Below are 23,171 nucleotides of genomic sequence, written 5' to 3'. Positions count from 1 at the left end.
CTTTAAAATACAAAACGCCCGATGAAGTACATCGAGCGTTTTAGTTAAAAAGTGTCAACCCATATCAGGACGGGTCAAGGCTCAGTTTAGCCGATATTTAACGTAGTGCCATCTGTTGTGGAGGCTGACTTGGTCGTCACCTGATATGTTTTGTCTTTAATCGTTGATACGAAATACCAGGTCGACTCTGCTTTGTCGGGCGTAAAAGTAACGCGCATAAAGCCACGCTGTTTGATGTCTGCCCACTGTAATTCTGACACTAAGTGCGGCAGCGTGTATTCCATTTGAGCGATCGCGACAGGGTCTAACGCGAGGTAGGCCTCTAACCCAGGGGAACTCACAGAGCTAGTCGCAAACTCTACCCCGATAGGATGCTTAGATATGTCTTTAAGCTCACTTGCCCATGCGTTGTGCGTATCTCCTGCCAAGCAGACAAAGTTACCACTGCTGGCTTTGGCCAGTTGATAAACTTTCTCTCGCTCAACGTAGTAACCATCCCATGCATCTAGGTTATATGGCAAAGCAATGGTATCTAAACTTGGGTCAGAGAGATAACCCGTAATCGCAGAGTTTACCGCTAATAACGCCTCTGTTTTTTGTTCTTCAGTGGCAGTAAACAATTGAAACATCGCGGTCATAACCGAACTTGGCAACTCCATACGAGACATTAACACTTGTTGCCCTAGCACATTCCAAGTTGCGTCGTGCGTACTGAACGCATCCATCAGCCAAGCGAGTTGGTCACCGCCTAACAGCTCTCGGTCTTGACTGCGCGACTGAGCAACTAAACCGCCAATAGCTTCCATCGTTGGTGAGCTGAGCGAGAAATAATCCAACGGTTTATCACGCCCCACAAGTCGCGTGTCGAGCATCATCAAATTGACTAAACTTCCAAACGAAAACTGACGGTAAATCAGCATGTTTGAGAAAGTGTTTTCACGAACGGGCAACCATTCTGTCCACGCGGCAGCCGCAGATGCACGACGATCATTAAAACTGCCTTCCTCTTCTTGATGGTTTTCCGCACCATTTTTCCAAGTATCATTTGCAAGCTCATGGTCATCCCAGACAGCAATCATTGGTAGGCTCGCATGTAACGCTTGCAGATCAGCATCTTGGCGATATTGCGCATACCGTTTTCGGTAATCATCTAAGGTAATACATTCAGTGCCTTTGCTTGGCTCTCGCCCTAGTGCCTCAGCATCTTCACTAGCGTAGCCACCAGCACCATACTCATAAATGTAATCACCGAGATGAAGCACCACATCAAACGGGTCTTGCTCATGTTGATTTAAAATCTCTCGATACACATGGAAATAGCCAGCAGGATAGTTTGCACAAGAAACAACCGCCATGGATGCCTTTTCTACACCATCCTCTGGTAATGTTTGAGTTTGCCCGACTTCGCTAGTGACATCTCCAACCATGAATCGATAGTAGTAGCGAGAATTTGCGTTGAGATTTTGAACATCGACTTTTACCGTGAAATCTCGGCTCGTGTCTGTGGCAAAAGTGCCACTTTGCACGATATCAGTAAAATTTTCGTTAGATGAAACTTGCCAGCTTACATCTGCGTAGCTCGCTGAGGTTGTAACACGAGTCCAAATGATTACTTGTGTTTGAGTAGGATCTCCACTCGCCACTCCGTGCTCAAAGGTAACCGCAGCAGATTCACTAGCATCGCTACCACAGCCCACCAGCCCGGTAACAATCGCCGTTGAAGAGGCAGCTTTCATAAAGTCTCGACGAGACAAAGACATATTGACTTCCTTTCTTATTGTGTTTGTTTTTATGCCCAAATGACGTGGTGACTCGATCATCCTTGTATGCCAATAAGGGACGTTAATTCGAACTTACAGTACCAACCACTTAGTCGGTAATTTGTCCTAAAAACACAAAGTTAGAAGCTAGTTATGACAATTGCATTTCCAAACGTTACATTTTTGTTAATTTAAGTGCAAATACTCTATATTCATCACATTTCCTAAGACCTGTGACAAAAACCTCAAAATAAAAAGCGACCTACTTTGAGGTCGCTTTTCATTGCACTATTGTTAAGTAGTACATCGATGAAGTGGAAATACTCAGCCTAAAACTTGATGTTAAGGACATCTTGTTCTGACGTATCCACCTTCAACTGACTGCGAGATTCTATGTACTCGATTTGCTGAACATCGAGCGAATATGGCATAACGACTCGCAATTCATTGATCCCTTCATGTTTAGCTAGCTGGGTTAAGCGGACCAAATTGGATTCATCACTTTTACGAGAAGACATCGATTTTAATGCGGCATCCCACAACCGATCTTCAGGCTTGCTCAATTCCGCAATGTTCTGTTTCCACATCAAACCGAAAATAGGCGCGATGGTGGCAAATGCCTCTAAAAAGGTCCATTTCTTACTACCTGTCGCTCCTAAAAAGCTAGTGTAGTCGAATTCAATGCACGTCTTTCCTTGTTGATCCATTCTATGCCCCCGACACTCGAAAATGAGATATACCAAATATCGTTCAACTGTTTTGATATAGCAATGGGATATAAAACATTCGTCTTTTATGCCCTAATATACATACAAAAGGAAATATTAAAACCAGCTTTGTAACAACTGATGTACAGCTTCGCCATATATAAGCATTCAATTGATTAATATTTCAATTAAGAAACTAAAAACAACACACAAGTAACGCTATCAATATGAAATCATTATAGATTCACCAAGAAAATATCAATTCTTGTCACAACGTCATCCGCCGACCTACTTCACATCAATCACTCGACTGGCCTTTTTATACTGTATCTTCCAACCAGCCCAGCGTGGCAGCTCCCAACGCTTCGGGTCTCCCTTACGGTTTCCCTCTCGATAAACGACCTGTACCAGCTTGCGAGACGCGTAATACTCGACATCTAGTTGGAGTTCTGGCAGCGAAAGTTCTAAAGGGTACTGCTCCGTGAAATCGTCGTATTCCCATTCTGGAACACCGTTAAATGTTAAGTCTTCTGGTTCAAACAACGCCATATCATCGATATTTTCAACGCCTAGTGTTTCCAACTGATCCTTTAACCAGCTAGAAAATGTCAAGGAGGCCAAGCCGTTAACCTCTTCTCCTTCGGCATTAAGGCCCAATGCGTTATAGAGCTTCCAGTGTTGTATTTGCTGTTTTCTTTGAGAAGCAAAACCTGGTAACAGTGTCTCGTCTTCTATCATTTCGACAATAGACTGAACTGCCACATCACCTTTTAACGCTTGATGTTCAGTACAGATTATTCGCCCGGCGTAGACCAAGTGCATCGTTGCTCTTGGGGTCTCTTCTTCATAATTCGTCTCACCTTGTTGCCACTCCCCTAGCTCAAGTTCGCGTAATAACGTCAGCGGGATAGGCATCATAACCGATGCGAGGTTTAGTGTTTGCTTAACACCTCGTCCTGGCACGCTATGGCTATCTAGCACGATGGCCGCTTCTTCTTTATCAGGAAAGCGGCTGTTACGCCCAACCAGCATCTCGACTACGCCATTTCCTAGAGCATCCCTTCGACGAGCTCGTCGGACAAACACAAGCTCAGGGTGCAATGAGGCGATGGAGAAAAAGAGCGCTTCACGTTTATATCGAGAGGCAACGTCAAGTTCCGGCAATTCAAACACTTCTCGCATTTGTTTCGCTAAACCTTGTGCCTCTTCGAGCGCGCTAGCATCAATGATAATGCCTGAGAGTTGCTCCCCCCGAACCAAACGGATCAACAAAGAGACATCACATCCGTATGGCTCCTCTTGAGATAGAAGCTCAGCAACTTCACCACTTTGTCGCTGATAGAGCTGCGCAGGCACAGATAAGGCGGCAGCCAAATCAATCATTGCTTCCTTCTCTGGCTTCGCTTGAATTCTGGTAACGAGATCGGCAAACAGTGCATCAATGGGTAGTGGATATACTTTTCTACCATGCTGCGTGACATTGCCATCCTCATCAATCGCTTCCATAGATAACAACGTCGAATGAGATGCCTCTAGCGACTTTGGAGGAATTGAGTCGAGAAAATCGAGTGTTGAAAGACGGTACCCACAACAAGCCGCTGCCAGCATGGGCTCGACGAGCTCTTCTCTGTGTAATTCTGGAGGTGTCACCAACTCTAAAGGCGCGTGCTCACCATATAGACGAATACAAGCCCCTTCGGTAACGCGACCTGCTCGCCCCATTCGCTGCGCGGCACTGGCCTTAGAAATGTTGGTTAATGTCAGTGCTGTACGTCCATTTCGTTGTACAGTTCTGCGCTCTAAACCACTATCGATTACCACACGGATATTAGGAATGGTCAGAGAGGTTTCCGCGACGTTGGTTGCCAATACGACTTTCCGTTGCTTTTGTACCGTCAGCGCACGATGTCGTTCTTCATCACTGACCGAGGCATGAAGTTTAACCACCATGACATCACTGCTGCTTTGTAGCATCTGCGCGCATTGGGCGATCTCTTTACGTCCTGGGAGAAAAACAAGAATATCGCCATCTTCATCTTCCAGTGCTTCTTTTACCGCTCCGACAACCTCCTGTTCACATCCCTTTTTGTTCGGTAAATAGCGGCTGTCTGTAGAACGATGTGTCACCGTGACTGGAAAGCAACGTCCCTCCGAACTCAGGCGCTTAGCATTCAGGTAACGAGCAAGCTTTTCGCCTTCTAAGGTAGCGGAAGTGACGATCAATCGATGTTGATTTTCTTGCTTCAAAATGGCGGTTAATAGATCAATATCCCAGCGTCGCTCGTGAAATTCGTCCACTATCACGACATCAAAGTCTGCTAGCTTGTTTTCCGAAAACCAACGCAGTGCAACCCCCGGAGTCACAAATACAACTTCGGTTTTTTCATCAAAGTAGGCATGAAGCTTGACCGCGTAACCGACTTTGCGACCTATTGGCTCTCCAGATTGCTCCGCAAGAAATTCAGCCAGCGAGGTACAAGCAATTCGACGTGGTTCAATAACCAGAACGCGTCCGTGTTTTGCCGCCCACATGGGCAAGCGGGTAGATTTACCCGACCCGGTTTCGGCTTCCACCACAAGATGGTTAAGGCTTACATGATGGTCAAACTCGGCTTGCAGGCTGTCGATAGGTAGTTGAAACATAGAAATTGGATTTGATTTGATGATGCAAAACATTATACCCAAGTAAAAAAATCCTGCTTTAGGTATCTCTAAACAACCAATATTGCCGATATTTTCGTCGGTATCTGAATTTTTTTGCGACATTACATTGATGTGCATCAACGCATGTTTACAACTAAATAGTGAACCCGTTAAAATTTGGTGCGCATCCTTCAACCCTACATAAGGCACCCAATGAACAACGATAAACGCCCACTATATATTCCATATGCGGGTCCGGCTCTTTTAGCAACCCCTCTTTTGAACAAAGGCAGTGCATTCTCTGCTGAAGAACGTAGTTCATTCAACTTAGAAGGTCTGCTTCCAGAGTCGACCGAAACTATCCAAGAGCAGGTGGAACGTGCCTACCAGCAATACAAAAGTTTCGAAAGCGATATGGATAAGCACATTTATCTGCGTAACATCCAAGACACCAACGAAACATTGTATTACCGCCTAGTGCAAAATCACATTTCTGAGATGATGCCTATCATCTACACGCCGACTGTTGGCGCAGCATGTGAAAACTTCTCTAACATTTACCGTCGTGGTCGCGGTCTGTTCATTTCATACCCGAACCGTGATCGTATTGACGACTTGCTGAACAACGCAGCAAACCACAACGTTAAAGTGATTGTTGTGACAGATGGCGAACGTATCCTTGGCTTGGGTGACCAAGGTATCGGCGGCATGGGTATTCCTATCGGTAAACTGTCACTATATACCGCGTGTGGTGGTATCAGCCCTGCTTACACGCTACCAATCGTGCTTGATGTGGGTACCAATAACCCGCAACGCTTAGCTGATCCGATGTACATGGGTTGGCGTCATCCTCGTATTACGGGTGCAGAATACGATGCATTTGTAGAAGAGTTTATCCAAGCGGTACAGCGCCGTTGGCCTGATGCTTTGATCCAGTTCGAAGACTTTGCTCAGAAAAATGCGATGCCTCTTCTAGAGCGTTACAAAGACCGCGTGTGTTGCTTCAATGATGATATTCAGGGTACTGCAGCTGTTACTGTTGGTTCTCTACTTGCAGCTTGTAAAGCAGCAGGAACTCAGCTTTCTAAACAACGTATTACCTTCCTAGGCGCAGGTTCTGCTGGTTGTGGTATCGCAGAAGCGATCATCGCACAAATGGTATCGGAAGGAATTTCTGACGAGCAAGCTCGCTCACAAGTTTACATGGTTGACCGTTGGGGTCTGTTACAAGAAGGCATGCCTAACCTTCTTGATTTCCAACAACGCTTGGTGCAAAAGCATACCAATACGAAAGAATGGGAAAATGAAGGAAATGGCTTCTCACTACTCGATGTAATGCGTAACGCGAAGCCAACGGTACTAATTGGTGTTTCTGGTGCTCCTGGCCTATTTAGCCAAGAAGTCATCGAAGAAATGCATAAACACTGTAAGCGTCCGATTGTCTTCCCACTGTCGAACCCAACAAGCCGCGTGGAAGCGACACCGAACGACATCATTCGTTGGACAAATGGTGAAGCACTGGTTGCAACAGGTAGCCCATTTGAGCCAGTGGTTCATGAAGGTCGCACTTACCCTATTGCACAATGTAACAACAGCTACATCTTCCCAGGCATTGGCCTTGGTGTACTTGCTGTCAATGCAAAACGTGTCACTGACGAGATGCTAATGGAATCAAGCCGCGCGCTCGCAACATGTTCTCCTCTAGCAATCAACGGTCGTGGGGCTCTACTTCCACCACTGGAAGAAATCCACTTAGTGTCGAAAAAAATCGCATTCGCCGTTGGTAAAAAGGCAATTGAACAAGGTGTCGCATTAGAAATTACTGATGAAGCATTGAACGTGGCGATTGAACAGTCGTTCTGGCAACCTGTTTACCGCCGTTACAAACGCACTGCGTTCTAAGCTTGAGACAATTCGTTTAATAATTAGCCCCTACCATGTAGGGGCTTTTATTTTTTTATCATCCTAACCAGATTTTGGCATAAATGGGCTTCTCTCTTTTTGTTTCTATCAGATATGATGAGAACTACATTTTTAGTTAAGGATATAAAACGTTTTGTTGTTTTCTCGCATAAGATCAAAGTGGAAGCTGAAATTTTCCTGGAAGCGATTTGCTTTGATTTTGTCGATCTCTGCACTTAGTCTGCTTGTTTCTGTTATAGCCATCGACCGGTGGGTGGTTTTACAAGCCAAAGAGAGCATTTTCACTGAATACGAGCAAATCCCTCAACATGAGGTTGCCGTAGTTCTTGGTACCAGTAAATACATCGGAAAGATCCTCAACACTTACTACACTCATCGCATTAATGCGGCGATTGAGCTTTACAACCAAGGCAAAGTAAAACAGTTTTTATTGAGTGGTGATAACGCCCACCGTTCATACAACGAACCGTGGACAATGAAACGCGACTTACTTAAAGCAGGCGTGCCTGAAGAAGTGATTCACCTTGATTATGCTGGCTTTCGTACCTTAGATTCGATTGTACGAGCAAAAAAAATTTTTGCTTCGGAGCGATTTCTGATTGTGACTCAACGCTTTCACTGCGAACGCGCACTGTTCATCGCTGATGCTTACAGCATTGATGCGCAGTGTCTCGCGGTAGCAGGGCCGACGGCCAACAAGCAAAAAACATCGATGCGTGTTCGAGAACTGCTAGCCCGTGTGAAAGCGTTTTTAGACCTGTACATTATCAATACGCAGCCTAAGTTTCTTGGCCCTCAAGAACCTATCGTCGCAGTAAAAGAGCCAAATAAAGCAGCTAACGAGCCTCTTCAAGTCCCCGTCGAATAGAGGAATAACGTGGCTCACAAGCCTAGTAACATTTCTATAAAACAAATGGGTAGTTTTCTACCCATTTCCAATTCTCAACATCACACTTTCTAATTTGCTCTACGATTCAGGCAAAACTCTTTTTCGCATTCAAAGTAACATTTCATCAATAAATAACTACAAGTCAGTTACTTTGCCATAAAAAAACCGACAAAAGGCAATGCAAAAGGAGCACTACCCATGACCGCACTCGCTGTGACATTGAAGAATTGGTTCTTCACTCGCAACAGCATGATTTTGAACGCGAATATCCTATTGTTCATTATCTTGTTTAATACCTTACCCTTTGAACCACAAGTAGTAACCGGCCTGAGCATCTTAGTTTTTGTTGCTATTTTGTGGCTAACCGAAGCGATTCACGTCAGCATTACTGCGCTGCTCATACCACTACTTGCGGTATTTTTGGGTGTGTTCAACACTCAAGCCGCACTGAATAACTTTTCCAACTCCATCATTTTTCTATTTTTGGGTGGTTTTGCACTAGCTGCGGCTCTACATAAACAAAAGTTAGATCAAGCTATTGCAGATAAAGTACTATTGCTGGCAAGAGGAAAAATGTCTGTCGCTGTATTCATGCTATTTGGTGTGAGTGCTGGCCTGTCAATGTGGATTTCAAACACCGCCACCGCCGCGATGATGTTACCGCTTGTGCTGGGTGTGATGACAAAGCTAGACGCCAAGAAAAACCACAACACCTTTTTGTTTGTTCTACTCGGTATCGCTTACAGTGCTTCAATTGGTGGTATTGCAACACTGGTTGGTAGCCCACCAAACGCAATTGCAGCAGCTGAAGTTGGCCTTAGCTTCACTGAATGGATGAAGTTTGGTGTACCTATTTCCCTAGTATTAATGCCAATCGCTATCCTCGTATTGTACACGATGACTAAGCCTGACCTTAGCCACAAGTTTGACCTTGACCATCAACCAGTCGAATGGACAAACGGCAAAATGATTACGTTGGCGATTTTCTTACTGACCGTAACTTTGTGGATATTCAGTAAGCCTATTAACGCTATGCTGGGTGGCTTCGCGAAGTTCGATACTCTTGTAGCCATTGGCGCCATCCTTCTACTTGGTGCTTCTCGCGCCGTCGAGTGGAAAGATATTGAGAAAACAACCGACTGGGGTGTGTTAATCCTATTTGGTGGTGGTATCTGTCTGAGTAACGTCCTAAAAGCAACCGGAACAAGCGTATTTTTGGCTCATAGCTTGTCAGGCTTCCTTGAGCAAGCCGGTATTCTCTTAACGATTCTTGCAGTGGTTGCTTTTGTTGTCTTCTTAACTGAGTTTGCGAGTAACACCGCCAGTGCTGCGCTACTTGTCCCTGTATTTGCGACCATTGCAGAAGCCTTAGGCATGTCTCCGGTTATTCTCTCTGCACTGATTGCCGTCGCTGCATCTTGTGCATTTATGTTACCTGTTGCAACACCTCCAAACGCGATTGTGTTCGGTACGGGTCATATCAAGCAAAAAGAAATGATGCGAATTGGTTTCGTATTAAACATTGCCTGTATTGCTGCACTAACGCTTTTCGCTTGGTTGTTCTGGTAAAAATAGCAAGTTCGATTAGCACTACACTGCTGCTCACGGTAATCGTATCGATAACCCAAACTTCCCCCCTAAGTGGTGTTCAGCAGTTTCCCTCTTGGTGGCCAGTTGGCCACCTTTTTTCTTTCCTTTTAGTGAACGGCTATCAGGCTTGCTTCTTTTCGCAAGCAAGTAAACCATAATGAGCTTCCACTCGGTTGCGACCATTGCGCTTCGCCTGATACAGCACTTCGTCAGCTCTCGCCATGGTTTCTGAGACGCGTTCATTCTGCATTTGGGCAACGCCAATACTGCAAGTTAATGATTCACCGTGCACCCACAAATGATCCTCCACATTTTTGCGAATCATTTCTGCCTTCTCTAACGCTTGTTCAATATTGGTATCAGGGCAAAATACGACAAACTCTTCGCCGCCCCAACGAACGAGTCGATCGTCTGAGTAAATAGAAGTCGCTACCACCATGACAAATTCGCGCAATATGTCATCCCCCATTTGGTGCCCAAATTTGTCGTTCACCTTTTTAAACTTATCCAAGTCCAAATAGAGAATACTGAAGGTGTTATGCCCCCAGCGAACCTGACGAGATTGTTGTTCCAGCCAGTGTTGCACAGCATATCGGTTCATCGCGCCCGTCAAAGCATCTCGATGCGCTAGCTCTGCAAACTCATAGTTTTGAGCTCGCAAAGTATCATTCACCTTTTCCAAATGACGGTGACGCTTTTGCGCTTTTTCATAAGCCACTCTATTTTTTCGTAACTCATGCAGTGAAAAAGCCAGTCCAAGCGCCATCCAAGAGAGTAATAATGCATACAACAATGTTTCTTGCGCAAGGTAAGCGCCTTCAAACTCAATTTTATCAATCACAATTCTATGTTTACCAAGTGCCGCACCAGACCCAGTTGCAATATCAATACGTGTGATGTTTGAAAATTCAGGTGCAGAGTGCTCAATCGCGACTCCGTTATCTGCTAACCACCAGGTCATCACCTGAAGATTTTTAATCGGAATTTCGACAATATCGCTCGAACCCGACGGAGAAAACTGCATGCCATTATATTTAATGGTGTACTCGTCGTCCGGCTTGGAATACTCAGAATTATAATTGCGAAGATACAAACGTAGGTCGTGGCTAGGGTTAGCCCCTATTCCTGCCTCTTCATATCGCACCTTCAATCGAATCGTATGGTAGTTGGAAAGGTCAATACCCTGTGTTGGCGTTGCTGAATCGGTATAAACCGAGATTCCGCAGTAAGGCCAAGCATACGAGCTCTGCTTTAGTTCACAGCTAAGGACTAGGCTTTGCCGATCGTATGTGATATCTGCCTCACTCACACCTCCTTCACTGGCATCTTTAGTTGCATAGATATTGAAATGCTCAGGTGTAATGGTCAGCTTTCGCGTATCGCCAAGCACACTATAAAGGGCAACCAAACTGATAGTGCAAATAGAAAGAGCAAAGATAAAGTTATGGATCCACTTCATGGGCAAGTGACCTGCTGAGATTATACAATACGTGGGGTTCAATAATTTCAAAAATGAAATCAAGATGATTTATCAAGAAATAAAATCGCTTTTTCATTCAATTCTTAGTTTCGACACATGGTAACGGATTTTGAACCGTTATCACGTTTTAAAATTTCTAAAAAGTGCAGCCCAACTTCTATTTGCGAAGCATTTCACAGCCATAATTTTTAGAAAATAAAACACGATGCATAATAATTTAGTGCAAGACATTTACTTTAAAGCTCCTGTCAACCCTGCATCTCTTCTCCACTTCAGTATATACTGTGCAAAAACACAATAATGAGTAATGTCATGTCATTAATTGCAACTGGCACGCTAAACAAAATGCGTGCTTCTCTGGACGGTGCCGTCAACTACCGTCTTCCTGTCGGTGAGGAAGAAATCGACTTAACTCCTTTTCTGGGTAAAACGCTCACACTGATTCACACTGGCAATATTTTTTGTTGCTCATGTGGAAAGAAAACGAAAAAGAGTTATTCGCAAGGCCACTGTTTTGTATGCATGAAAAAGCTAGCAAGCTGCGACATGTGTATCATGAAGCCAGAGACCTGCCACTACGATCAAGGGACTTGTCGCGAACCACAATGGGGTGAAGAGAATTGCATGGTGGATCACTTTGTCTACCTGTCCAACACATCCAGCTTAAAAGTTGGTATTACTCGTCATACTCAAATCCCGACTCGTTGGATTGACCAAGGCGCGACTCAGGGCTTGCCAATTTTTAAAGTAAAAACTCGCCATATCTCCGGTTTAATTGAAGTTGAACTGGCGAAACATATCGCAGACAAGACCAATTGGCGCACACTGCTAAAAGGTGACGGTGAACCTATGGCATTGCAGGACCGTTTTGCTGAGCTATTGCCTTTAGTCGAAGAGAAAATTGCCGAGATAAAACAGCAATTCGGCGAAGATGCCATTGAAGTATTAAACGAAAGCATTACCGACCTTAGCTACCCGGTACAACAGCACCCAACGAAGATCACTTCGCATAACTTCGATAAAAACCCGGTTGTTACTGGCACTTTGCAAGGCATCAAAGGTCAATACCTCATCTTTGATACCGGCGTTATTAATGTAAGAAAATTCACTTCCTATGAAGTTGAAGTTAGTGAGTAATCGCTTGCAGAACGCGTTGATTCAAATAAAAATGAAAAAAGCTCGATTTTGACTCGAGCTTTTGTTTTTCTATTAGGAAGAAATCGTTAGTTATGCGTCAAGGATGCTTTCTAGCACATCGAATAACATATCGACTTCTTCTATTGTGTTGTAATGCATACAACCAATTCGCACTACACCACCCGATTCTTCTAAACCAAGTTGACGAACTAAGCCCAACGCATAAAAGTGACCATTCCATACACAAATGTTATGTTCACCCAGTGTTTTCGCGATGAACTCTGGAGAATATCGGTCAAACGTTAGCGCAAAAGTTGGCGTGCGGAGTTGGCTATCTTCCTTTGCGATACCGAATAGATTGACACCATCTAATGCATTCAAACGCTGCAAGAAACGCTCACTCAAGCGCTGCTCATGTTGTTCATACAGTTGGTAGCTTTGCTCCAACCGTTGGCGAAGAGGTAAACCGACTTCACCAAATTGAGCCAGATACTCAACCGCAGAAACGACACCAGCAAGACCTTCAAAACTTTGCGTTCCTGTTTCAAATCGACCAGGGCCTATATTAGTGGCAGGCTCGACTTTGTAAGGGCGAATACTGTGGAGCCACTGATCGGCTATGTAAGCAATACCAACGTGCGGTCCGAAAAACTTGTAAGCTGAGCAAGCTAAAAAGTCACAACCTAACGCTTGAACATCAACCAAATGATGAGGCGCATAATGGACGGCATCCACATAAACTTGTGCCCCAACATTGTGCGCCATGCTGACTACTTGCTGTACATCCACAATAGAACCCGTCGTGTTCGATGCATAAGTCACAGCGACAAGGCGCGTTTTATCAGAAAGAAGGCGGCTTAAATGCTCCATATCCAGCGTACAATCTTCTTCGTTGATACGAACTTGATGAACCGTAACGCCTTTATCTTCTGCCGCTTGCTGCCAGCTGGATACATTTGAATAGTGATCCAAAGCGGAGACAATGATCTCATCTCCTGCTTGCCAATCTCGACTAATCGCGCGACTAAGCTGAAAGGTTAGTGAGGTCATATTGGCACCGAAGACAATATTGCCAGATGAAGGGGCATTAAGTAGCGCCTGAGCCGACTCACGCGCATTTTGCATTACGTCAACGGTCACTTGGCTAGAAAAATAATGCCCGCCTAAGTTAGCGTTGAAACGACCTAAATACCCAACCATGCTGTCTAGTACTGGTTGAGGCACTTGTGAGCCACCTGGACCATCAAAAAACGTCACGGGCTTGTCGTTGTGGTATTGAGCCAACGCCGGAAATTGCTCTCTGATCTGATTAAGATTGAAGTTCATTACGCTTATCCGTAGCAGTAAGTACAAATACATCCATATGGCCCGCTTCGTCATCAATAACAGAGCGGATTGGGCACGCGTTATGCCACAGCTTGCTATCAGCCAAGATTGCGACCTCTCCGGTTTCTAGCACTTTACGGAAAAATGGGGCTTGGTTATGGCTGCTGTACAGCATGATGTCGCCACCGATGATGTTATGGCGTCCCACACCAACCATTGCAATGTGATCAAAACCGTCTTGGTGCACACCTTCAGGTGCTACTTGGGTTTCTTCTTCCAGTGCCCTGATACGGATTTGGTGAATTTCTATTTCTTGACCGTTTGGCAGATGATTCACATTGACAAACAATTCACACATTTCCCGAAAGCCATCGCTGGTAAGAATATCCTTCTCAATTGGCTCGAATTGTCTTACTACATCACCTTGAAATCGGTTGATATCAGAGGATTGAACAAAGCTATTTTTATTTAAGTCGATGACTTTGCCGTTATCAAAACCAACCACAGAATAACGTCGTAGTCGATACTGACCATCTGCATGTTCGGTACGAGGCAGTTCTTCAAACGATGGGGAAAGCTGCTCAATTGCTGCCATGCTGAGCTGTGTTAAATGTAGAGTATTCTCACGTGAATGTAACATCATTTGCTCCTTTAATGAGGTACATTAATTAACATTTAATTTACACACTAGGTTACGCAAATATTCTGCAATTACCAGCTTTTAACGTTGATAGCTTCAACAAAACGACGAAAACAACACAACAAACCAAGTCAAACCGCAAAAACAGAGCCATGTTTCAGTTTTACGCTTTGACAACATTTGAAACTAGACTTCTCTACTACGAATAGAATTTTATGCTAGAAGTCAACGTTCTCTATCAATATTTAGTGGGTTCTAATCTATAACCAATTATTCGATCACAATCGTTGTTTATGCTTTTAAAGCACTAAGAATTTCCATACAATCGAGGGAAATGTTACGCCCTTTTTGGAGCCATAATGAGCGACGTAAAACACTGTAAATTATTAATTCTTGGTTCTGGTCCTGCAGGATACACAGCTGCCGTCTACGCAGCGCGTGCAAACTTAAACCCTGTGCTTGTGACGGGAATGCAACAAGGTGGTCAGCTAACCACCACAACTGAAGTTGAAAACTGGCCAGGCGATGCTGAGGGACTGACAGGTCCAGCATTGATGGATCGCATGAAAGAACACGCCGAGCGTTTTGAAACTGAAATCGTATTTGATCACATCAATGACGTAGAGCTATCACAACGCCCATTTCGTTTAAAAGGCGACTCAGGTGAGTACACTTGTGATGCCTTAATCATATCTACCGGCGCATCAGCAAAATACCTTGGCCTTGAGTCTGAAGAAGCATTTAAAGGTCGCGGCGTTTCTGCTTGTGCAACCTGTGACGGTTTCTTCTACCGTAATCAGAAAGTTGCAGTTGTGGGCGGTGGTAACACGGCTGTTGAAGAAGCGCTATACCTATCTAACATTGCGTCAGAAGTTCACCTGATCCACCGCCGCGATTCATTCCGCGCAGAGAAGATCCTTGTGAAACGTCTGATGGATAAAGTTGAAAGCGGTAATATCGTTCTTCATACCGATCGCACTCTCGATGAAGTACTGGGCGACGATATGGGCGTAACGGGCGTCCGCATTAAAGACGTGAACAGCGGTGCGACAGAAGATATCGATGTAATGGGTGCATTCATCGCAATTGGCCACCAGCCAAACACACAAATCTTTGAAGGCCAAGTAGACATGAAAGATGGCTACATCATCGTTCAATCAGGTATTGAAGGCAACGCAACACAAACTAGTATCGAAGGTGTATTTGCAGCTGGCGACGTAATGGACCACAACTACCGTCAAGCGATCACCTCTGCAGGTACAGGTTGTATGGCTGCATTAGATGCTGAACGTTTCTTAGACTCACTTGGTGACAAATAACTTTTCACATTTGTGTCATATCCTTAAAGCCCAGCGGTATTCCCGCTGGGTTTTCTTTTGTATACTACCGCCTCATTAAAACAATTATCATTAAGCCTTCACGATGGATAAGAAAAAGCAAAGCAGCTTGAATAAGTGGCTGAAGCAACAAAGTAAGTTAGCCAAGCGCTGGCTTATGATTGCGATAGGCCTAGGCGTACTTTCAAGCGTGTTTTTATTGGCTCAAGCAGCCCTGCTCGCCTCCATTCTGCACCAGTTAATCATTGACCAAGTCGACAAAGCCGACCTCATTTGGCATTTTGTTGGGCTCGGTGGCACGGTTATCGGTCGAGCTGCTTGTACCTGGGGTCGAGAGCTTGCCGGTTACCGTTGCGGGGAGCAAATTCGAGTTTATATTCGCCAACTCATTTTAGATAAAGTTCATAAACTTGGGCCAGCTTACATCAAAGGCAAACCTGCTGGCAGTTGGGCAACGCTCATCTTAGAGCAGGTAGAAGATATGCAAGATTTCTTCTCACGCTACTTGCCTCAAATGTCATTATCGGTACTAGTGCCTTTCATCATTTTGGTTGTCGTATTCCCAGTAAACTGGGCAGCAGGCTTGATCTTCCTGGTCACTGCACCACTAGTGCCTATTTTCATGGCACTGGTTGGGATGAAAGCCGCAGAAGCAAACCGTAAAAACTTTAAAGCAATGCAGCGTTTGTCGGGTCACTTTTATGACCGCTTGCAAGCAATGACGACCATTCGCTTATTCGATAGAACAAAATCTGAAACTGAAACTCTTAAGGGTGCTTCGGAAGTCTTTCGTACTCGTACCATGGACGTTCTGAAAATCGCGTTTCTGTCTTCTGCGGTGTTAGAGTTTTTCACTTCTATTTCTATCGCAATTACCGCTGTCTACTTTGGCTTTAGTTATATCGGGGAGCTCGATTTCGGCTACTACGGCGCAGGTGTTACGCTCTTTGCTGGTTTGTTCATTCTGATTCTTGCTCCAGAGTTTTATCAGCCATTACGTGATTTGGGCACGTTCTATCATGCGAAACAGCAAGCGGTTGGCGCAGCAGAAAGCATTGTCGAGTTTCTGGATTTGGAAGTCGATCAAATCAAAGATGGTACCCAAGCGTTAGATAAAAACAGCCCTATCCATATTGAAGCGGACCAGTTAACCATTTTTAGTCCGGAAGGTAAGCAGCTCGCAGGTCCCCTATCCTTCTCTCTTGAAGCCAACAAAAGTACAGCGTTGGTTGGACCAAGTGGCGCAGGTAAAACAAGTTTAGTAAACACCATCCTCGGTTTCATGCCTTATCAAGGTAGCTTGAAGATTAATGGTTGTGAATTGTCGCAACTGGATCTAGCCACATGGCGAGAGGCAGTAAGCTGGATTGGTCAAAACCCGATGCTATTACACGGTAGCATTCGAGATAACATCACACTAGGTAAGCACAATATTAAGGATGCAGACGTACATTCTGTGTTGAATGACTCTCACGCTGCTGAATTTGTTGAAATGCATGGGTTGGATTATCCGATATCTGATCGTTCTGGTGGTTTATCTGTCGGCCAAGCGCAGCGTTTAGCACTGGCTCGCGCCATGCTACAAAATGGTCGTTTTTGGTTATTAGATGAACCAACCGCAAGCTTAGATGCTCGCAGTGAAAAACTCGTGATGGAAGGCATTAACAAGTATGCGCATGCCACAACGAATTTGATGATTACTCACCAACTTGCGCCTTTACAAAACGTATCGCAAATTCTTGTTATGCAGGACGGCCAGATTGTTCAACGTGGTGATTACGCCACACTGTCGACAGAAGATGGCTTATTTAAAGACATGTTGGAAGCGAACCTCGCACAACGTGAAACAGACAAGGGGAACTTAGATGCGTGATTTACTCCCTTATCTAAAACTCTATAAAAAACACTGGTTTGGTCTTTCGCTAGGTATGCTACTGGCATTTCTGACCTTAGCGGCGTCTATTGGCTTATTAACGCTATCAGGTTGGTTTATTTCAGCCGCAGCGGTGGCAGGCTTGACGGTTGCTCGTGAGACCTTCAACTACATGTTACCAGGTGCCGGGGTACGCGGCGCTGCAATGGCTCGAACCGCAGGTCGATGGGGAGAACGTGTCGTTAGCCACAATGCAACGTTCAAGCTGCTTACCGATCTACGCATCTTCTTCTTTAAGAAACTTGCACCACTGATTCCGGGTCGTGTTTCTACGATGCGTGATGCCGATCTGCTCAACCGCCTAGTAGCGGACGTAGATGCGATGGATCACGTATACCTTCGACTTATCAGCCCTGTCGTGATTGGTATTTTTGGCATATTGAGTTTAACGGCTGTCCTGGCGTTCTTTGATTGGCATCTCGCCCTACTGCTTGGCTCGATTCTTACCGTCATGTTGTTTGTATGGCCAGTGCTGTTCTATAAACTGGGTAAAAATAATGGCGAGAATCTCACTCATCATAAAGCGCAATTGCGAGTGGCGACACTGGACTGGCTTCAAGGCTACAGTGAACTGAGTATCTTTGGAGCAGAAGAACGTTATCGTAATCTCATTCTAGAGAAGCAGAAGCAGTTGCTGTCTAACCAATTTGTGAACGCGAATTTAACGGGCATGGCTTCAGGCCTGCTTATGCTGGTGAACGGCCTTACACTGGTTGTGATGCTTTGGTTTGCTGCAGACGGCGTAGGTGGTCGTGCTCCTGATCCTTGGATTGCGCTGTTTGCGTTTGCAACCATGGCGAGCTTTGAGATTCTGATGCCTATCGCGGGCGCATTCCAGTATCTCGGTCAAACGTTGACCTCTGCTCGTCGTTTAAATGAAGTAATTTTGGCTGAACCTGACGTTGTCTTCCCTGAGCAGTCGAAACATAAAGACACAACGTTAGACATTGAATTCGACAACATAGATTTTACTTACCCTGACGGTCAGCAAAAGGTACTGAAAGACTTGTCACTCTCACTACCGTTGGGCACTAAAACTGCAATTGTAGGTCAAACAGGTTCAGGTAAATCAACACTGATTCAGCTTCTTTGCCGCTACTGGGATGTTAACCAAGGTGAAGTTCGAATCGGTGGTGCAAAACTGCAAGATTGGAGCGAGTCGGACCTGCGAGCAGCAATGACTGTGGTCAGTCAACGCGTAGATGTACTAAACGGGACACTACGTGACAACTTACTCATGGCCGCTCCGGATGCAAGTGATGAGCAACTGTCTACTATTTTACAAAAAGTCGAGCTTGGCGGACTTCTTGAAGAACCGGGGTTAGACGCTTGGTTAGGCGATGGCGGCCGTCAGTTATCTGGTGGTGAGAAACGCCGAATCGGTATTGCTCGAGCATTGCTACGTGATGCCCCAATCCTACTCTTAGATGAACCGACTGAAGGCCTCGATAAGCGTACGGAACAAAAAGTGATGGCGCTTTTCAATGAACACTTTGCTAATAAGACAGTAGTATTCATTACACACCGACTGATAGAGCTAGAAAGTATGGATAGCATCTGTTTGATGGAACAAGGTGAGATCATCGAGCAAGGCGACCATCCAACGCTACTCGCTCAAAAAGGTCGTTACTACCAGCTATTACAATCTCTATAATTCGATTTTCAGTGACGAGAAGGGCTCATCAAACGATGAGCCCTTTTGTTATTCCTGTATTATTAGTTACCTAATTAAGCACGTATACAGTGCTGATTTACCGACCAGATTTTTTGAGATAAGCCGCCATTTCATCTTCCGGAACCATGCCCCCACCTGTTGCCCAAACAAGATGTGTTGCGTTTTTGAGTTTTTCTTCGTCAAATTTCATTCGAGACTGATAAGCATGGTTATTCGAGACGTGCACTGCCCCAATCATACCGGCTAATGCAGAAGGCTCTAGATTAATACCTTCCAGTTCACTTAACTCACCCAAGTGGTGATACATACGAGCGTCATCAATGGTGTAAAAACCATCAAGTAGCCTTTCCATCGCTCTTCCGACAAATCCCGAGGCACGCCCGACTGCCAAGCCATCAGCGGCGGTGATGTTATCGATACCCAAATCTTGTACCGAAATATCGTCATGCAAGCCTGTATGTACGCCCAACAGCATGCACGGGGAGTGCGTTGGCTCCGCGAAAATACAATGGACATGCTCGCCAAACGCTACCTTCAAGCCAAATGCCACGCCACCAGGCCCGCCGCCAACACCACAAGGAAGATAAACAAACAATGGATGATGCTCATCAACCACGATTCCCAAGTCATCAAACTGCTGCTTAAGACGCTCACCCGCAACAGAGTAACCTAGAAACAGCGTCCGTGAGTTTTCATCATCGATAAAGAAACAGTTGGGATCTTTTTCTGCCTCTTTACGACCTTGCTCGACAGCAATACCATAATCTTCTTGGTGCTCTACGACATTAACACCATGTGACCGGAGCTTATTTTTCTTCCATTCCCGCGCATCCGCAGACATGTGGACTGAAACTGAAAAACCCAGCTTCGCACTCATGATGCCGATGGACATACCAAGATTGCCGGTTGAGCCAACCGCAATACTGTACTGCTTAAAAAACTGCCGAAACTCATTGCTGAACAATTTGCTGTAATCATCGCTTTCACAGAGCAAGCCGGCTTCAAACGCCAACTTTTCTGCATGAGTGAGCACTTCATAAATACCACCTCTCGCTTTGATCGAACCAGAAATTGGCAAATGACTGTCTTTTTTGAGCATTAAATGGCCCAATATTGGTGTGTCGTATTGCTGCTCCAAACGCACTTTCATATTGGGAATATCCACCACTGCGGACTCAATAACGCCACGCGACGTTTCCGTTTCGGGAAACGCTTTCATCAAATAAGGCGCAAATCGTGCTAGCCGTTCACTCGCCGCTTGAATATCTTTTTCATCTAACCCGACATGAGGTAAGCCTTCCTCCAAGGAAGTGATATGGGGGTTAAACCAACAAACCTCTTCAAGATCAATAAGTGCTGCCAAGAGTGGGAACTGCTTAGTCAGCGCTTCAATATTTGCCTTGGTCATTTTACCTTCCTGGAATGATGTGAGTTGAGATAAACAAAAGCGCCGCAATAGCGACGCTTTGGAGAACAAATATCAGTTATCAGTTTGAGCTTACGCGTAGTTTTTCTCAAACTCTTGCATGAAGTCTACTAACGCTTGAACGCCTTCAAGCGGCATTGCGTTATAAATGGATGCTCGCATACCACCAACTGCTCGGTGACCTTTTAGCGCTTTCAGCCCTTTAGAGTCTGCTAGCTCAAGGAAGGTTGCATCCAGTTCAGGCTTAGCAAGTTGAAATGGCACGTTCATCAAAGAACGGTTTGCTGAGTGCACGCCATTACGGTAGAAATCAGACTGATCGATGTAATCATACAGTAGCGCGGCTTTAGCGCGGTTCACTTGCTCAATCGCTTTTACTCCGCCCTGTGCCTTCAGCCATTTGAAAACAAGACCAGACAGGTACCATGCAAAGGTTGGTGGCGTGTTGAACATTGATTCTTTTTCGGCCAAAACAGTGTAATCCAAAATACTTGGTAGTACCTGCTTCGCCATACCTAATAAATCATCGCGCACGATAGCAATAGCAATGCCGGAAGGACCAATATTTTTCTGAGCGCCCGCGTAAATCACACCGTATTTCGACACATCAATTTCACGAGAAAGAATTGTCGAAGACATGTCAGCAACAATCGGTTTGTCGGTGATAGGAAGATCGTTAATCTCAATACCATCAATGGTCTCATTTGGACAGAAGTGAACGTAAGCCGCTTCTGGAGCAATTTTCCATTCACTTGCAGGTAGAACCGCGACTTTCCCGTTGATTTCTGTTTTTGCATCAAACACGTCTGGTTCGCAGTATTTTTTCGCTTCAGCTACCGCGCTTTCAGCCCAATAACCACCATCGATGTAAGTTGCCGTATCGGCATCACCAAGTAAGTTTAGAGGAACAGCAGCAAACTGAGCACGAGCACCACCTTGGCAGAACAGCACTTTATAGTTGTCCGGAATATTCAGAAGATCACGTAAATCCTGCTCGGCTTCTTCTGCAACTTTGATGAACTCTTTGCTTCGGTGGCTGATTTCCATGACCGAAGTGCCAAGACCTTGCCAATCGATTAGTTCCTTTTGTGCTTGCTGCATAACTGCTTTAGGCAGACCTGCTGGCCCTGCACTGAAGTTAAATACGTTGTCCGTATTTTGTTCCATGATGCTCATTGCTCCTGCTATGTAAATATTAAGAAATTAATATCACGTTTTCGCAGTGATAAAAACAAGAAAAGAGGTCTTACGACCTCTTTTTAAAGACTAAGCGTTGAATTGGAACAAATTCGCAACAACACGAATTACTGTTGTTGCATCAAAGCAGGCATAAGTAGAGCCACCAATGGGAACTCATGCCCATTTTCGAACTTCAATTTGCCTTCACCAATTTCTGCTTTTAATTGATAACCGCCCTCTACTTTTTCGATCAACTCCATAATAAGGAGCTCATCAATCCCTTCTTGAATAAATGGGTAATGCGTTACTAATTCATCAGAGAAGTAAGTGCTAAGTTCACCAGTAGTGGCCGTCACCAACTTCATTGGATCTTGAGTAATATGCTCAGTACCTTCAGGGATGGATAGTTGCCACTCGTTGTGGAACTTGCCGTCACCGAACGCGAGTGAAAGCTCGTTCACGGATAAATCAAAACCTTTGCTAAACAGCGTATCGACATGCGGCAATAAATTCGCAATTTCCTGCTCATCTAGCATAGGAGAGCCTTGATAGATAGACATAATTTGATCAAAAGACTGGCTATCCACATCTGCAATTGAGAAATCCAACTTAAAGTTATCGACATCCGTCCCATCAGTTAAACGTAGTTTCTTAGCATCTAGGTTTAATTGACTGTTCAGCTTATCACCAGACTCACTCATCGTAGTGTTACCACGGTAGCTCGCATTTTCAATCAAAAAGACAGGCGTTAAGTTCGCATCAACCACATCTAGCTTCTCTAGAGAGAAAGATTGCTCGCCTAACCAGTAGCCTTTTGCTTGCTTTCCTTTACCTTGCCCTGTCAATGCATTCAGATGAAGCTCTTCACCGTTTTCAAAATCCACTTGAACAGAAGGAACGGAAACTTGGTAATTGAGATCACCCAATACCGTCACATCACCTGTTACTTTTGCAGGGCTTGTAGAAACAGAAACGCCTTGCGCTTCGTTACGATAATGCCAACTGTCTAGGTCGAGGATAAATGCTGTATTGCCATTTAGTTGAGTCTGGCTATGCATCGTGAGAGGCAAAAAGTCATTGTCCACCAATTTTGAATCTGCTGTTAGGCTTGTTAGACCGTGGCTAACATCACTGGTTACGTCAAACGTCGTTGGCATACCATCACGCTCTAACTGCGTTTTAAGCTCAGGATCAACAACTGAATAACGAGTCAGCACGACTGAAGACAAATAGCCACGCTGATACTCGACCACTTCGCCTTTAATCATTTCATCATTCATATTGGTAATACCATCTTCAATGATGGACTGACCAATTTGTCCGACAGCCAATGGCCAACACAGTGCTAATGAGATAGCACCACCAATGGCGCCGATTTTTTTAAGATTTTGCATAACGTCACTTATTAGATATTTTCGGTCAGTCTACCCCAAACCACCTGCGGAGAAAACATTGAGACAAATCAGACTATTGATGCTTATTCTAGTCCATTAATCAGGAATCATACTTGGCTCCCACTCATCATG

At 44.9% G+C, this 23,171-nt stretch carries 16 protein-coding genes; 7 read left to right on the top strand and 9 right to left on the bottom strand.

Features of this window, described 5'->3' with window-relative positions; genetic code table 11:
* Positions 1-86: 86 nt before the first annotated feature.
* The 3 genes from R7Z10_RS09350 to R7Z10_RS09340 form a co-directional block, all read right to left on the bottom strand.
* The gene (locus tag R7Z10_RS09350) at positions 87-1,760 is read right to left on the bottom strand and encodes an alkaline phosphatase D family protein (RefSeq protein ID WP_318056239.1); all 1,674 of its coding nucleotides are present in this window, start codon (positions 1,758-1,760) and stop codon (positions 87-89) included.
* Between the two features lie 329 nt (positions 1,761-2,089).
* Positions 2,090-2,467, bottom strand: a complete 378-nt coding sequence (locus tag R7Z10_RS09345) for a hypothetical protein (protein WP_005377965.1) — start codon at positions 2,465-2,467, stop codon at positions 2,090-2,092.
* A 288-nt stretch (positions 2,468-2,755) separates the two neighbouring features.
* Positions 2,756-5,110: a helicase-related protein gene (locus R7Z10_RS09340; protein ID WP_318104694.1), complete on the bottom strand. Its 2,355-nt coding sequence runs from the start codon at positions 5,108-5,110 to the stop codon at positions 2,756-2,758.
* A 213-nt stretch (positions 5,111-5,323) separates the two neighbouring features.
* On the opposite strand from R7Z10_RS09340, the gene R7Z10_RS09335 reads away from it, so the two are divergent.
* The 3 genes from R7Z10_RS09335 (at position 5,324) to R7Z10_RS09325 (ending at position 9,491) form a co-directional block, all read left to right on the top strand.
* Entirely contained in the window at positions 5,324-7,012 is a 1,689-nt protein-coding gene (locus tag R7Z10_RS09335) for an NAD-dependent malic enzyme (RefSeq protein ID WP_005377977.1), read from the top strand.
* A 154-nt stretch (positions 7,013-7,166) separates the two neighbouring features.
* A complete protein-coding gene (locus R7Z10_RS09330; protein ID WP_005388862.1) occupies positions 7,167-7,901 on the top strand; it encodes a vancomycin high temperature exclusion protein in 735 nt (244 codons plus the stop codon).
* 219 nt (positions 7,902-8,120) lie between these two features.
* Positions 8,121-9,491: a DASS family sodium-coupled anion symporter gene (locus tag R7Z10_RS09325; protein WP_017634863.1), complete on the top strand. Its 1,371-nt coding sequence runs from the start codon at positions 8,121-8,123 to the stop codon at positions 9,489-9,491.
* Positions 9,492-9,633: 142 nt separating this feature from the next.
* Here the strand turns inward: R7Z10_RS09325 and R7Z10_RS09320 are convergent, their stop codons facing one another.
* Entirely contained in the window at positions 9,634-10,971 is a 1,338-nt protein-coding gene (locus tag R7Z10_RS09320) for a GGDEF domain-containing protein (protein ID WP_031781257.1), read from the bottom strand.
* Between the two features lie 333 nt (positions 10,972-11,304).
* On the opposite strand from R7Z10_RS09320, the gene R7Z10_RS09315 reads away from it, so the two are divergent.
* Positions 11,305-12,129, top strand: a complete 825-nt coding sequence (locus R7Z10_RS09315) for a DUF2797 domain-containing protein (protein WP_318104689.1) — start codon at positions 11,305-11,307, stop codon at positions 12,127-12,129.
* A gap of 90 nt (positions 12,130-12,219) precedes the next feature.
* Here the strand turns inward: R7Z10_RS09315 and R7Z10_RS09310 are convergent, their stop codons facing one another.
* Positions 12,220-13,455 (bottom strand): cysteine desulfurase-like protein, encoded by a 1,236-nt coding sequence (locus R7Z10_RS09310; RefSeq protein ID WP_005377986.1) that lies wholly within the window; start codon positions 13,453-13,455, stop codon positions 12,220-12,222.
* A complete protein-coding gene (locus tag R7Z10_RS09305; protein ID WP_193837436.1) occupies positions 13,439-14,095 on the bottom strand; it encodes a 2OG-Fe dioxygenase family protein in 657 nt (218 codons plus the stop codon). Before R7Z10_RS09305 ends, R7Z10_RS09310 begins: the two co-directional genes overlap by 17 nt.
* Positions 14,096-14,454: 359 nt before the next feature.
* Between R7Z10_RS09305 and trxB the strand changes: the two genes are divergently transcribed.
* The 3 genes from trxB to cydC all read left to right on the top strand — a co-directional run bounded on the left by trxB (position 14,455) and on the right by cydC (position 19,019).
* Positions 14,455-15,414, top strand: coding sequence for a thioredoxin-disulfide reductase (gene trxB, locus R7Z10_RS09300; RefSeq protein WP_318104687.1), 960 nt, complete (start codon positions 14,455-14,457; stop codon positions 15,412-15,414).
* A 103-nt stretch (positions 15,415-15,517) separates the two neighbouring features.
* The gene (gene cydD / locus R7Z10_RS09295; RefSeq protein ID WP_318104684.1) at positions 15,518-17,305 is read left to right on the top strand and encodes a cysteine/glutathione ABC transporter permease/ATP-binding protein CydD; all 1,788 of its coding nucleotides are present in this window, start codon (positions 15,518-15,520) and stop codon (positions 17,303-17,305) included.
* Positions 17,298-19,019 carry a cysteine/glutathione ABC transporter ATP-binding protein/permease CydC gene (gene cydC, locus R7Z10_RS09290; RefSeq protein WP_285334930.1) on the top strand — a complete coding sequence of 574 codons (1,722 nt, stop codon included), beginning with the start codon at positions 17,298-17,300 and terminating at the stop codon, positions 19,017-19,019. The genes cydD and cydC overlap by 8 nt, the downstream gene beginning before the upstream one ends.
* A gap of 97 nt (positions 19,020-19,116) precedes the next feature.
* On the opposite strand, the gene R7Z10_RS09285 is transcribed toward cydC, so the two are convergent.
* From R7Z10_RS09285 to R7Z10_RS09275, 3 genes are all read right to left on the bottom strand, one after another.
* The gene (locus R7Z10_RS09285) at positions 19,117-20,448 is read right to left on the bottom strand and encodes a D-serine ammonia-lyase (protein WP_318104680.1); all 1,332 of its coding nucleotides are present in this window, start codon (positions 20,446-20,448) and stop codon (positions 19,117-19,119) included.
* Between the two features lie 90 nt (positions 20,449-20,538).
* Complete coding sequence (serC, locus tag R7Z10_RS09280; RefSeq protein WP_031781349.1) at positions 20,539-21,633, bottom strand: 3-phosphoserine/phosphohydroxythreonine transaminase; 1,095 nt, start codon at positions 21,631-21,633, stop codon at positions 20,539-20,541.
* Between the two features lie 137 nt (positions 21,634-21,770).
* Entirely contained in the window at positions 21,771-23,039 is a 1,269-nt protein-coding gene (locus R7Z10_RS09275; RefSeq protein ID WP_064368075.1) for a DUF945 family protein, read from the bottom strand.
* Positions 23,040-23,171: the final 132 nt, after the last annotated feature.

Origin of the sequence: Vibrio sp. Vb1018 (assembly GCF_033338775.1) — a bacterium.
Lineage (GTDB): Bacteria > Pseudomonadota > Gammaproteobacteria > Enterobacterales > Vibrionaceae > Vibrio > Vibrio alginolyticus.
This window is presented reverse-complemented; position numbering and strand designations above follow the sequence as displayed.

Coding starts and splice junctions, on each gene's coding strand:
- R7Z10_RS09350 (WP_318056239.1), bottom strand. CDS start 1,760: ATGTCTTTGTCTCGTCGAGACTTTATGAAAGCTGCCTCTTCAACGGCG.
- R7Z10_RS09345 (WP_005377965.1), bottom strand. CDS start 2,467: ATGGATCAACAAGGAAAGACGTGCATTGAATTCGACTACACTAGCTTT.
- R7Z10_RS09340 (WP_318104694.1), bottom strand. CDS start 5,110: ATGTTTCAACTACCTATCGACAGCCTGCAAGCCGAGTTTGACCATCAT.
- R7Z10_RS09335 (WP_005377977.1), top strand. CDS start 5,324: ATGAACAACGATAAACGCCCACTATATATTCCATATGCGGGTCCGGCT.
- R7Z10_RS09325 (WP_017634863.1), top strand. CDS start 8,121: ATGACCGCACTCGCTGTGACATTGAAGAATTGGTTCTTCACTCGCAAC.
- R7Z10_RS09320 (WP_031781257.1), bottom strand. CDS start 10,971: ATGAAGTGGATCCATAACTTTATCTTTGCTCTTTCTATTTGCACTATC.
- R7Z10_RS09315 (WP_318104689.1), top strand. CDS start 11,305: ATGTCATTAATTGCAACTGGCACGCTAAACAAAATGCGTGCTTCTCTG.
- R7Z10_RS09310 (WP_005377986.1), bottom strand. CDS start 13,455: ATGAACTTCAATCTTAATCAGATCAGAGAGCAATTTCCGGCGTTGGCT.
- R7Z10_RS09305 (WP_193837436.1), bottom strand. CDS start 14,095: ATGTTACATTCACGTGAGAATACTCTACATTTAACACAGCTCAGCATG.
- trxB (WP_318104687.1), top strand. CDS start 14,455: ATGAGCGACGTAAAACACTGTAAATTATTAATTCTTGGTTCTGGTCCT.
- cydD (WP_318104684.1), top strand. CDS start 15,518: ATGGATAAGAAAAAGCAAAGCAGCTTGAATAAGTGGCTGAAGCAACAA.
- cydC (WP_285334930.1), top strand. CDS start 17,298: ATGCGTGATTTACTCCCTTATCTAAAACTCTATAAAAAACACTGGTTT.
- R7Z10_RS09285 (WP_318104680.1), bottom strand. CDS start 20,448: ATGACCAAGGCAAATATTGAAGCGCTGACTAAGCAGTTCCCACTCTTG.
- serC (WP_031781349.1), bottom strand. CDS start 21,633: ATGGAACAAAATACGGACAACGTATTTAACTTCAGTGCAGGGCCAGCA.
- R7Z10_RS09275 (WP_064368075.1), bottom strand. CDS start 23,039: ATGCAAAATCTTAAAAAAATCGGCGCCATTGGTGGTGCTATCTCATTA.